Annotated in this window: 4 protein-coding genes; all 4 read left to right on the top strand. The window is 70.2% G+C overall.

Annotated features, from left to right (window positions below):
• From OG205_RS20020 to OG205_RS20005, 4 genes are read left to right on the top strand one after another with little or no spacing between them, the layout of a single operon-like run.
• A complete protein-coding gene (locus OG205_RS20020; protein WP_330277753.1) occupies window positions 1–3210 on the top strand; it encodes a non-ribosomal peptide synthetase in 3210 nt (1069 codons plus the stop codon).
• Complete coding sequence (locus OG205_RS20015; RefSeq protein WP_330277752.1) at window positions 3207–6179, top strand: type I polyketide synthase; 2973 nt, start codon at window positions 3207–3209, stop codon at window positions 6177–6179. Before OG205_RS20020 ends, OG205_RS20015 begins: the two co-directional genes overlap by 4 nt.
• Entirely contained in the window at window positions 6176–11902 is a 5727-nt protein-coding gene (locus OG205_RS20010; RefSeq protein ID WP_330277751.1) for a condensation domain-containing protein, read from the top strand. Before OG205_RS20015 ends, OG205_RS20010 begins: the two co-directional genes overlap by 4 nt.
• On the top strand, window positions 11902–13248 hold the full coding sequence (locus OG205_RS20005) for an MFS transporter (protein WP_330277750.1): 1347 nt from the start codon (window positions 11902–11904) through the stop codon (window positions 13246–13248). Before OG205_RS20010 ends, OG205_RS20005 begins: the two co-directional genes overlap by 1 nt.
• Window positions 13249–13257: the final 9 nt, after the last annotated feature.

Genomic DNA, 13257 nt, shown 5'->3' with positions numbered 1-13257 from the left:
GTGCAGGACGTGTTGCAGCGCTTGAAAGCGCTGGATCCCGACAAGCGCGCGGCCGTGTTCGCGCAGCTCGCCGAACGGGGTGAGGACTTCGGCGTGTACCCGGTGTCGTCCGGGCAGCGCCGCCTGTGGTTGCTCGACCAGCTGCACCCCGGCAGCCCCGTCTACAACGTGCCGTACGCCTTCCGGCTGCGCGGAACCGTGGACAGCGCCGCTTTGGGGGACGCACTGCTGGAGATCGGCCGGCGGCACGAGGTGCTGCGGACCGTGTTCCTCGACCTCGACGGCGACCCGCGGCAGGTGATCCTGCCGGAGCCGCAGTTCTCGCTGGTCGTCACCCACGTTGACGTCGTCGACCGTGACGGCTTCGCGGTCGCTCGTGCCGCTGAGGCCGCACAGGAACCGTTCGATCTGGCGGACGGGCCGTTGCTGCGGGCCGAACTGGTGGTGTTCGACGAGACCGACGCGTTGTTGCTCGTCTCGATGCACCACATCGTCTGCGACGGCTGGAGCACCCAGCTGCTGTTCGCCGAGTGGCGGGCCGCCTACGAGTCGCGTGACCTCGGCCCGGCGCCGACGCAGTACCTGGACTTCAGCCGCTGGCAGACGGAGTGGCTCGGTGGCGCGGACGGCACCCGGCTGCTGGACTACTGGACCTCGCAGCTCGCCGGGGTACCGCCGGTGCTCGAACTGCCGACGGATCATCCGCGTCCGGCCGTGATGAAGATGCGGGGCGGTGCCGTCGAGTTCGCCTGGCCCGCCACGCTCAAGGAGCGGCTCGACTCGTTCTGCCTGGCCGAGCGCGTCACGCCGTTCATGGTGCTGCTGACCGCGTGGAACGTCCTGCTGCACCGGTACTCCGGCGCGGACGACATCGTGGTCGGTACGAACGTCGGCAACCGCAGGGCCGAGATCGAGAACGCGATCGGCTTCTTCGTCAACACCGTCGCCATTCGGTCCGGTGTGGACTCCGCCGCGAGCTTCCGGTCGTTGCTGCAGCAGGTGCGGGACACGACACTGGCCGCGCAGCAGCACCAGGACCTGCCGTTCGAACGGGTCGTCGAGGCCCTCGCCCCGCCGCGCAGCACCGCGCACCAGCCGGTGATCCAGACGATCGTCGGCATGGAGGACAGCCAGCACGAGATCTTCGCGCTGCCCGGTGTCGCCGTCGAACGGGTCGCGTCGCACTCCGGGACCGCGAAGTGGGACCTGGAACTGGGCGTCACCTCCACCGAGGGCGGGATCACCGGCCTGCTCGAGTTCGACAGCGCGTTGTACGAGCCCGCGACCGCGCGTCGCCTGCTCGGCCACCTGGAAACGCTGCTCACCGCCGGTCTCGCCGACCCGTCGTGCCCGATCGGCCGCCTGACGATGATCACCGGTGCTGAGCGCGTGCAGATCCTTGACGAGTGGAACCCGCCGGCCTCCGCACGGCTGGACGGCGTGCTGGTGCACGAACTGGCCGAGGCCTCCGCCGACCGCACGCCCGACGCCGTGGCGCTGGTGTTCGAGGACCGGCAGCTCACCTACCGCGAGCTCGATGAGCGGGCGAACCGGCTCGCGCACGTGCTGCGGGCACGCGGGATCGGCCGCGGCGACTTCGTCGGCATCAGCCTGCCGAGGTCGCTGGACCTCGTGGTGGCGCAACAGGGTGTGCTCAAGTCCGGCGCGGCCTACGTGCCGCTCGACCCGGAGTACCCGGCGGATCGGCTGGCCTACATGGTCTCCGACTCGGGCCTTCGCGTCGTCGTGACACTGGCGGCGCTGGCCGGGCGCTTTCCCGGTGTGGCGACGCTTCCGTTGGACGAGACCGACTTCTCGGGCGTTCCGGATGCGCGCCTGCGACGGACCGTGGAGCCGGACGACCTCGCGTACGTGATCTACACGTCCGGGTCGACGGGCAAGCCGAAGGGCGCCATGCTGCCGCACCGGGGCGTGGTGAACCTTGCGGACGAACTGGCCAGGATGCTCGGCATCGGCCCCGGCAACCGGATGCTGCAGTTCGCGTCGTTCAGCTTCGACGTGTCCGTCGCCGACATCATGGTCACGCTGCGCTCGGGCGCCACAGTGGTGCTGGCCGCGCAGCACGACCTGCAGCCCGGCCCCGACCTGGCCCGCACGATCACCTCGCAGCGGGTCGACATGGCCTGCCTGCCGCCGACCGTGCTGCGGCTGACCGACCCGGCGCTGGTGCCCGGCCTGCGCACGCTGATGGCCGGCGGCGAGGCCTGCCCGGACGAGGTGGCCGCCGCGTGGGCGCCGGGCCGCCGTTTCATCAACGTCTACGGACCGACCGAGGCGAGCATCTGGATCACCGCGGCGGAGTGTGACGGCACGGAGAGCCCGTTGCCGATCGGCCGCCCGATCACGGGCAGCACTGCCTACGTGCTGGACGAGAACCGGGAACCGTTGCCCGTCGGGGTGCCTGGGGAGCTGTACCTCGGCGGAGTGCAGGTCGCCCGCGGCTACCTGAACCGGCCGGAGCTCACAGCTGAGCGGTTCGTGTCCGATCCGTTCAGCAACGGGCGCTTGTACCGGACCGGCGATCTCGCGCGGTTCCTGCCGGACGGGCAGGTCGAGTTCCTGCGGCGGATGGACGACCAGATCAAGCTGCGCGGCTACCGCATCGAGCTGGGCGAGATCCAGACCGCGGTGAGCCAGCACCCCTCGGTGCGCGCGGCGGTGGTCATCGCTCGCGAGGACGTGCCGGGGGACGTGCGGCTGGTCGCCTACGCGGTGGCCGCGGACGGGTGCCGGATCGACGGTTCGGAACTGCGGGCACACCTGCGGCGCGGGCTGCCCGAGTACATGGTGCCCTCGGCGTTCGTCGAGGTGCCGACGATTCCGCGCAACCCCAACGGGAAGCTCGACCACCGGGCGTTGCCGAAGCCGGAGTCGGTGCGGACCGAACGGGTCGTGGTGCCCGCCGGCAACCAGACCGAGCGCGCGATCTCCGACGTGTGGCGCGAGGTCCTGCGGATGGACCGGGTCGGTGCCGACGACAACTTCTTCGACCTGGGCGGCAACTCCGTGCTGCTGGTGAAGGCGCGGAGCAGGTTGGCCGAGCTGTTCGCACGCGAGGTGCCGACGGTCACGTTGTTCACCTATCCGACTGTTCGAGCGCTCGCAGCTCACTTCGACGGAAGCGGTCAGGTGGAGACGCGGGCCGTTGGCGGCCGTAAGGCTTTGCTGGCAAGGGGGAGAAAGTCGTGACCGAGTACACCGGACTGGAGATCGCGGTCGTCGGCATGGCCGGCCGTTTCCCCGGAGCGTCCACTGTGGATGAGTTCTGGGCCAACGTGCTCGCCGGTGAGACCGGCGTGCGCCGCTTCACCGACGAGGAGCTCGACGCCGCGGGCGTATCCGTGGAAAGGCGCGCGGATCCGGGTTTCGTACCCATGGGCGGCGCGCTGGACGGCATCGAGTTCTTCGACGCCAAGCTGTTCGGCTACAGCCCGCGTGACGCGGCCGTGCTGGACCCGCAGCAGCGGGTGTTCCTGGAGTGCGCCTGGCACGCGCTCGAACACGCCGGGCACCTCGGCGGCGGGCAGGACGTCGGCGTCTACGCGTCGGCGAGCATCGACACCTACCTGTTGCGGCACCTGTGGAACAACCCCGCGGTGCCGGGCGGGTTGCAGCCGCTCGACCTGCTGCTGGCCAACGACAAGGACACGCTCGCCAGCCGGGTCGCCTACCACCTCGACCTGACCGGGCCCGCGATCACCGTGCAGACGGCGTGCTCGTCGTCGCTGGTGACGATCCACGTGGCCTGCCAGGCGTTGCTGGGCCACGACTGCGACATCGCACTCGCCGGCGGCGTGTCGATCAGGCCGCCGGTGCACGAGGGCTACCAGCACACCGAGGGCGGCATCCTCGCCGCCGACGGGCGCTGCCTCCCGTTCGACGTGGACGCGCACGGCGTGGTCGCGGGCAACGGTGTCGCCGCCGTGGTGTTGCGCCGCCTGGAGGACGCGATGGCCGACGGCGACACGATCTACGCCGTCGTGAAGGGCACCGCGGTCAACAACGACGGCGCGGACAAGGTGGGCTTCACCGCGCCCAGCGTGAACGGCCAGGCCCGGGTCATCAGGGCCGCGCACGACCTGTCCGAAGTGGACTCGTCGACGATCGGCTACGTCGAGGCGCACGGCACCGCCACGCCGCTCGGCGACCCGATCGAGGTGGCCGCGCTGACACAGGCGTTCGTCAGCCCGCCAGAGGCCTGTGCGCTGGGGTCGGTCAAGGCGTTGATCGGGCACCTGGACGCGGCGGCCGGTGTCGCCGGGTTCGTCAAGGCCGCGCTCGCCGTCCAGAACGGCGTGGTGCCGCCGAGTCCGTACTTCACCGCGCCCAACCCCGAGACCGGGCTGGAGAACAGCCCGTTCTTCGTCAACCGCGAGGCAATGCCGTGGCCGGGATCGGGGCCGCGCAGGGCCGGGGTCAGCGGGTTCGGCATGGGCGGCACGAACGCGCACGCCGTGCTGGAGGAGCCGCCGTCGCCCGAACCGATGCCGCCGGGCAGGTCACGGCACCTGCTGGTGCTGTCGGCCGCGAGCGAGAAGGCCCTGGAAGAGAGCCAGAAGCGGCTCGCCGGGCACCTCGCCACCAGCAGCCAGTCGCTCGCGGACGTCTCGCACACCTTGAGGACGGGGCGGCGGGTGCTGAGGCACCGGATGGTCGCTGCCGTGTGCGGCGGGGAGAGCACGGGCTCCGCCGCCACCGCGCTCTCCGAGGCGTGGATCGGCACTGGTGACAGGCGGGACGTGGTGTTCCTGTTCCCCGGCCAGGGTTCCCAGTACGCCGGCATGGCCTCCCAGGTCGCGGACGAGGAGCCGGTGTTCCGCGCCGCGCTGGACGAGTGCGCCGCGCTGCTGCCGTTCGACCTGGACGAGGTGCTCGCCGACGCGGACCGGCTGACCCGCACGAAGTACACCCAGCCCGCGCTGTTCGCGGTCGAGTACTCGCTCGCGAAGCTCTGGGAGCACTGGGGTGTGCGGCCGAGCGCCATGCTCGGGCACAGCGTCGGCGAGTACGTGGCGGCGTGCCTGGCCGGGGTGTTCTCCCTGGAGGACGCGCTGAAGCTGGTCACGGCACGCGGTGAACTGATGGACGCGCTGCCCGCGGGCGCCATGCTGTCGGTGCCGCTGGGTGCCGACGACCTGGTGCTGCCACAGGGCGTGTGCCTGGCGGCGAGCAACGCGCCGAACATGAGCACGGTCGCGGGCACGTTCGAGGCGATCGAGCGGTTCGAGGCGGGGCTGAGCGTCACCAGCCGGCGGTTGCACACCTCGCACGCGTTCCACTCGTCGATGATCGACCCGATGCTCGGCGAGTTCGCCGCGCTGGTGAGCCAGGTCGAGCTGCACGAGCCGCGGATTCCCTTCATCTCCAACGTGTCGGGCACGTGGATCACCGCGGAGGAGGCGACCGAGCCCGGCTACTGGGCACGGCACGCCCGTGCCGCCGTCCGGTTCAGCGAAGGCCTGCGGGCGATGCTCACCGACTCGGTCACCGTGCTGGAGGTCGGGCCTGGCAACGTGCTGACCACCCTGGCCCGCCAGCACGACCTGGCCGGTGCCAAGGCGTTCGGGTCGCTTCGGCACCCGCGTGAGGACAAGCACGACCTCGACACGATGCTGGCCGCGGCCGGAAGGCTGTGGATCGCCGGTGCCGAGGTGGACCTCGGTGCGCTGACGGCGGACGAACGCAGGCGCCGGGTTCCGTTGCCGCAGTATCCGTTCGAGCGGGCACGCCACTGGGTCGATCTTCCCGGTACGGCACCGCGCGAGATCGAAGTCATCGAGGTGCTGCCGCAGGCGATCGACACCGCGGTGGGCGGCGACCTGGCCGTGATCACCGGCATCTGGCAGGAACTGCTCGGCATCGCGCGCATCGGCCCGAACGACGACTACTTCGAGCTGGGCGGGCATTCGTTGCTGGCCACGCAGATCCTCGCGCGGATCACGGCGGAGCTCGGCGTCACGCTGCCCGCGGCCGCGATCTTCGAGGCACCGACGCCCTCGAAGCTGGCCACCAGGATCGACCAGTCGCGCGCTGACGCCGCGCCGGCGCAGGACGACGAGTTCGCCCGCCTGCTCGCCGAGATCCGCGACATGTCACCGGAAGAGCTGCGGGCCGAACTGGACCGCGAGCGGGACGCCCAGGAGATCTCCCAGTCATGACAGACCACCTGACCAGCTCGCTGACAGAAGAGCAGCGACAACTCCTCGCGCTGCGGCTGCGCAACGCCGACCGCTCGCAGCCGGTGTCGTTCACGCAGGAACAGCTCTGGTTCCTCGACCGCCTCGACCCCGGCAACCCCGCCTACGCGATCCCGTTCGGGCTCAGGCTCACCGGGCCGCTCGACCGCACCGCCCTCGAACTGGCCGTCGGCCGGGTCGTGGACCGGCATTCCGCCTTGCGCACCACGTTCTTCGAGCGTGACGGCGCGCTGCGGCAACGGGTTCGCGACAACGTGTCGATCGCCATCGAGGTCACCGACCTGTCGGAGAACCCCGAGCGGGCCCAGGAGATCGCGCTGGAGCACGCCCGGCACGTGTTCGACCTGAGCGCGGGCCCGCTGGTGGCGTTCCGGCTCGTGGTGCTCGGCGAGCAGGAGCACCTCCTGCTGGTGACCGCGCACCACATCGTGTTCGACGCGGCGTCGGCAGAGGTCTTCGGCGCCGACCTCGTCGCGTACTACGGCGGCGAAACGCTGCCTGACTTGGCAACGTCGTTCGGTCGTCACGCGGCGGCAGAGCGTCGCAGGCTGACCGACGAGGTGATGGACGAGCACCTGGCCTACTGGCGGGAGAAGCTCGCCGACAGCCCTGCCCGGTCCACCGTGCCGTCCGACCTGCCGCGCCCGGCCGTCCAGACGCACACCGGGGGACGGCACCACTTCGTCGTCCCCAAGGACCTGACCGAGCGGCTGGCGGCGAGGGCTCGTGAGCTCGGCGTGTCGCTGAACGCCGTGGTGCTCAGCGGATTCGCGGCGCTGATCGGCCAGGAACGGGTGCTGCTCGGCATGCCTGTGAGCGGCCGCGGGCGCCCAGAGCTGGAGACGATGATCGGCTCGCTGGCGAACATGCTGGTGCTGCGGGTCGATCTGGACGGTGACGCGAGCGAGGTCGTCCGGGGCACGCACCGCGCCATCAGCGAGGCCTACTCGCACCAGGACGCGCCCTACGCGCGGGTGGTGGAGGCCGTCGACCCGCCGCGCGACCCGAGCCAGAACCCGTTGTTCCAGGCCATGCTCAGCCTCACCGAGGCGCCGGCCGCACGGATGGCGGGCGGCGTCGAGTTCAGCCCGTTCGAGGTCGACAACGGCCTCACCGACTTCGACCTGTTCGTCGTGCTGTCCAGAGTGGACGGCGAGCTGCGCGGTGTCCTCGGCTACAACGCGGACCTCTACCTCGACGAGACCGTCGGCGAGTTGGGCGAGCAGTTCCTCACCGTGCTGACCGGGCTGGTGTCGGGTCAGCCGCTGCGGAACAGGGAACGGATCTCGATCGCGGCCACGTTCACCGCGGACCCCGTGCGCGAGCCCCTCGACGTGCTCAACGGTGTGCTGCGGCTGCCCGTCGACGTCGAACTGGCGCCCTACCAGCAGATCGTGCGGCACCTGCTCGCCGGTGACGGTGGCAGGCTCGCCGACGTCGTGCTGCTGCGCTGGGAGGACTGGCGGCGGCACGGCGACGCCGTCGAGGCGAACTGGCAGGACCTGGAGACCGCGGTCACCGCCTACCGGCAACGGTCGCAGGCACCGCTGTACCTCGTCGTGTGCCCGTCCGAGCAGACGTTCGGTCATCTCGACGACCGGCTGGCCGTGCTCGCGGACCAGACCGAGAGCGTGCACGCCGTGTGGTTCGCGGACTGGGCCAAGGCACTGCCGGTCAGCGGCACGTTCGACCCGCAGGCCGACAAGCTCGGGCACGTCCCGTACACGCAGGAGATGTTCGCCGCGCTGGCGATCCTGCTGGCCCGCAAGCTGCACCCCGGCGCGAATCGCCTGCACCTGCTGGAGACCGCGCTCGGCGACCCGGCGTCGCTGTCCGACCGCGCCGCGCCCGCCATCAGGGCCGTCGCGATCGACACGCCTCCGGTGGCGCCGCGCACGAAGACCGAGGAGCGGCTCGCCAAGGTGTGGCGGGAGGTGCTCAAGCTCGACGAGGTCGGCGTGACGCACGACTTCTTCGCACTGGGCGGACACTCGTTGCTCGCGACGCAGCTGTTGTCGAAGGTGTTCGCCGAGTTCGGTGTCGACGTGTCGCTGCACGCGCTGTTCACCCACCCGACCGTCGAGGCACTGGCCGCGCTCGTCGACGAGCCGCAGGAGACCGGGCATCCGCTGTCGCCGGTCTCCCGCACCAATGCCCTGGAACTGTCGGCGATCCAGCAACGCATGTGGGCGGCGACCCAGCTCGACACCACCACGACCCGGATGAACACGACGTTCGCGGTCCTGTTGCGCGGATCGCTGGACGTGCCGGCGTTGCGCGGCGCGGTCGCGGAAGTCGTGCGCAGGCACGAGATCCTGCGCACCACGTTCGCCGAAAAGGACGGCCGGCCCGTCATGGTCGTGCACCAGGACATGGACTGCTGGCTGCCCGAGTCCGTCGGCTCGCCGGAAGAGTTCCTGGTCGAGCACACGAACCACGTGTACGACCTGGAGAACGGGCCGCTGCTGCGAGTACGGCTCGTGCGGACCGGTGCGAACGAGCACCACCTGCTGCTCGGCATGCACCACATCGTCTGCGACAACACGTCCTGGGGCGTGCTGCTCGCCGAGCTGTCCACCTGCTACGCCCAGGGCGACCTGCCCGAGCTGGCGGTCCAGTACGCGGACTACGCGGCGTGGCAGCAGGAACTCCTCACCGAGGACGCGCTCGAACCGCACCTGAACCACTGGCGCTCCTACCTCGCCGACGCCCCGTCACAGCTGGAGGTGCCGGCGGACCGCCCCGAGCGCAACGAGACGCGCCGCACGTCCTCCGAAGTGCCCGGCAAGGTCGCGGAAGCGCTCAAGGAACTGGCCCGCGCCGAGGGCAGCACGCCGTTCGCCACGCTGCTCGCGGCGTACGCGGTGGTGCTCTACCGCCGCAGCGCTCAGCCGGACGTCGTGCTGAGCGTGCCGCAGCAGGGCAGGCCGCGTCCCGAGGTCGAGCACCTGATCGGCTGCTTCACCGACCTGCTGCCGATCCGCGTGGACCTGGCCGGACGCTTGACGTTCCGGCAGATCCTGCAACGGGTGCACCGTTCGATGGTCGACGGCTACCAGCACGCCGACGTGCCGTTCTCCAGCGTCGCCCACGTGCTGCCGCGGCAGAAGGGGCGGCACCCGGTCTACCAGTGCGCGTTCAACTACGCGGACCTGCCCGACGAGGCCATGTCGTGGCCCGGGCTCGACCTCGTGCCGCTGGAGGTGCCGGTCACCAGCCTCGACTTCGACCTGTTCCTCACGCTGACGACCGAGCACGGCGAACTGGCCGCGACCCTGGAGTACAGCGCCGACCTGCTCACCCCCTGTGGGGCGGACGAACTGCTGGAGTCGTTCGTCTCGCAGCTCACCGAGCTGGTCGAGGCACCGGACACGCAGATCGTCGTGGAGCGGGTCGAGTCCACTGTGGATGGCTGCCCGATGAGCATCGTGTCGTCGCGGCCGCTCGACGGTGTGCTGCCGGTGCTGTCGTCGTGGGCGGACAGGCTCGACCTGCCGATGACGGTCCGCACCACGCCGGCAGGTCAGGTCCTACGACCGTTGCTGGACCCGGAGGCCGGGCTCGACGGCGTGGAACGGGAGACGACCGCGCTGGTGCTGCGGTGGGAGGACCTGTTCGACGGCGGCGTCGGCGAGTTCGAGAACGCCTTCGCCCGGCTGTGCTCGGCGATCGAGCGGTGGACCGGCCGCACGGGCTCGGGGCTGGCGGTGCTGGCCACGTCCGAGCGCGACGAGAAGCCGTGGCCCGGTGTGTTCGGTCACGCGACCGACCGCCTCGCCCGGCGCTTCCCGGCGGTGTCCGTCGTCGACCTGCTGATGGCGGAGGGCAGCCAGGACGTCGTGCTGGGCAACGCACTCGCCCGGCTCGTGCACTCGGGCGAACTTCCGGAGGACACGAGCACGACCGAAGCCCCGCGCACCGACGAGGAACGCGCGCTCGCGGCCGTGTGGCAGGACGTGTTGAAGCTGTCGGAGGTCGGCGTCCACGACGACTTCTTCGCGCTCGGCGGCGACTCGATGACCGCCATTCAGGTGGTGTGGCTCGCGAACCAGGCCGGGATCAAGTTCACCCCGGCCCAGCTCACCGCGAAGCGCACGATCGCCGAGTTGCTGCGGGTACCGATGTCCGAGGAGCAGCAAGCGCTTGCGGCCGTGTGGTGCGAGGTGCTGAAGCTGTCTGAGGTCGGCGTCCACGACGACTTCTTCGCGCTGGGCGGTGACTCGATGACCGCGATCCAGGTGGTGTGGCTCGCGAACCAGGCCGGCATCAAGTTCACGCCCGCCCAGCTGACCGCCAAGCGGACGATCGCCGAGCTGTGCGCTTCGGCGGCACCACACCAGGTCGCGGACCAGGGACCCGTCGAGGGCGACTTCCCGGCGACCGGTGCCCAGCGTTGGTTCTTCGAGGCGCTGGCGACGTCGATGGTCGCGCCCGCCCACTTCAACCACCCCTACTACCTCCAGTTGCGCGTCCCGGCCACGCCGGAGCAGCTGGAACAGGCCACGAACGCGCTGGTCGAGCACCACGACGGAATGCGTCTGCGGTTCCGGCGCGAGGGCATCGACTGGCACGCCTCGCACGGTCCGGCCGAGGGCGCGATGCCGTTCGTGTCGTTCGACGTCTCCGGCGCCACCGACCGCGAACAGGCCATCGAGGACCACCTCAACGAGGTCCACCCGACGCTCGACATCGCGGACGGCCCGCTGGCCAAGGTCGTCCACTTCGGACTCGGCGGGCACGAGCCCGACCGCGTGATGGTCATCTGCCACCACCTGGTCACCGACGGCATCTCCCGCAGCCTGATCCTGGAGGACTTCCAGAACGCGCTGCGCCAGGTCCTCGCGGGCAGGAAGGCCGACCTCGGGCCGAAGACGACGGCGTTCAGGGACTGGGCGCTGAAGATCGACGAGTACGCCCGCGGCTCGAAGCCGTTGGAGGAGCTGGAGTACTGGGAGCGCCAGGCGCCAGGAACTGAGGAGATCACCGCCGACCTGCCCGGCCGCAACACGTTCGGCGTCATGCAGGACATCCACACGACCATCGACGCCGAGACCACCGCGCGGCTGCGCGAGCTGGCCAAGGCACACCAGGTCGGTGTGAGCGACCTGCTGGTCTGGGCGTCCGTGCGGATGGCAGCCGACCGTTCTGGTAGTCCTGAGTGGACGATCGCGACCACGGGACACGGCCGGGAGGCGTTGTTCGACGGCCTCGACCTGTCCCGCACGGTCGGCTGGTTCCAGGTCATGTACCCGGTCCGGCTCACGCTGCCCGACGCGGGCGACACGGCCGCGATCGTCTCGCTCGCGGACCAGCTCAGGCGGGTGCCGGTCAACGGCATCGGCTACGGCCTGCTCCGCTACAACAACCCGGATCCCGCTGTGCGGCAACGCCTGGAGACGCCGAACCCGCAGCTGACCGTGAACTACGCCGGCGCGTTCGGGTTCACCGACCTCTCCAGCGCCGACGAGCTGTTCGACCTGTGCCAGTCCGAACTCGGTGTCCTGCAGGACAGGGGAACGGTGTGGCCCGGCCGGATCGACGTCGTCGGATCGCTCGTCGACGGCCGGATCCGCGTCGAGATGAACTACGGCACCGAGATGTACCTGCCCGAGACCGCGCGCCAGATGCTCGGCGACATCGAAGAGCTGCTTCGCCGGCTCGTTGACCAGAACAGGATGAGGTAATGCCCAAGCCTTCGGGATTCGGCGCGTTCACGATCATGTGGGTAGGACAGCTGCTGTCCGCGCTCGGCACCCGCATGACGAACTTCGCGCTCAGCATCTGGGTGTGGCAGCACACCGGTTCGGCCACGGCGATGGCGCTGATGATGTTCTGCGGCTTCGGCTCGACGGTCCTGTTCAGCCCGATCGCGGGCAGCCTGATCGACAAGTGGAGCCGCAAGACGTCGATCATCGTCAGCGAGATCGGGTCGATCGCCGTCACGTTCATCCTGCTGGCGCTCTTCCTCACCGACTCGACCGAGCTCTGGCACCTCTACCTCGTCAACGTGCTGACCGGCGCGTTGCTCGCGATCCAGGGGCCGGCGTTCGGGGCGACCATCGCGCTGATGATGGAGAAGGGGAAGTTCCTGCGGGCCAACGCGATGATGTGGTCGGTCAAGAGCTTCCCGGTGATCTTCGCGCCGGCGTTCGCCGCCACCCTGCTCGGGCTGACCGGCATCAAGCTGATCCTGTTCGTCGACGGGCTCACCTACGTGGCCGCGATCATCACGGTGCTCGTGGTGACCATCCCGCCGGTGCCGGGGCAGGACCGCGAGAAGACCACCTTCTGGCAGGACTGCGTGTTCGGGTTCCGGTACATCGTCGAACGCCCGCCGCTGCTGGCCGTGCAGGTCGTGCTGTTCTCCATCAGCCTCCTGGCCGCGCTGGCGTGGGCGTTGATCGTGCCGCTGGTGCTGGCCCGCACACTGGGTGACGAGGGCACGCTGGGCCTGGTGCAGAGCATCGGCGCGGTCGGTGGTGTGCTCGGCGGCACGTTGCTCGCGTTCATGCGGCCGCCGCGCCGGAAGATGCTGGTGGTGCTCGGCGCGATCCTGGTGTTCAGCATCGTCGGCCGGATCCTCTACGGCGTCGGCGACGGCCTGATCGCGTGGGCCGCGGCGATGTTCTTCGTCGAGCTGACCATCCCGTTCATCGACGGTCTCGCGCAGACCATCTGGCAGGAGAAGGTCGACCCCGCCGTGCAGGGCCGCGTCTTCGCCGCTCGCAACTTCTTCGAGAACCTGTCGGTCCCGATCGGTTTCGCCGCGGCGGGTCCGCTGGTGGACAAGGTGCTGGAACCGGCGATGCGCGGAGACACGGCGCTGGCCGACACGTTCGGCTGGCTGGTCGGTACCGGACCGGGCTCGGGCATCGGGCTGCTGTTCGTGGTCGTCGGCGTGCTCGGCGCGGGTGTCGGTGTCGCGGGCTTCTTCAGCCGCAACGTCCGCGAGGTCGAGACCCTCGTCCCGGACCACGAGCCGGAGCCGGAAGCCAAGCCGCTCGACCGCCAGCCCGCGCTGGCCGACTGAGGAGCCGAC

The organism is Lentzea sp. NBC_00516 (assembly GCF_036346835.1).
Classification (GTDB): Bacteria; Actinomycetota; Actinomycetes; order Mycobacteriales; family Pseudonocardiaceae; genus Lentzea; species Lentzea sokolovensis.
The sequence above is the reverse complement of the archived record's forward strand: the minus strand, read 5'-3'. Positions and strand labels throughout refer to the sequence as shown.

Bases quoted from the DNA above. Each gene is read 5' to 3' on its own strand.
- OG205_RS20010 (WP_330277751.1), top strand. From the start codon at position 6,176: ATGACAGACCACCTGACCAGCTCGCTGACAGAAGAGCAGCGACAACTC.
- OG205_RS20005 (WP_330277750.1), top strand. From the start codon at position 11,902: ATGCCCAAGCCTTCGGGATTCGGCGCGTTCACGATCATGTGGGTAGGA.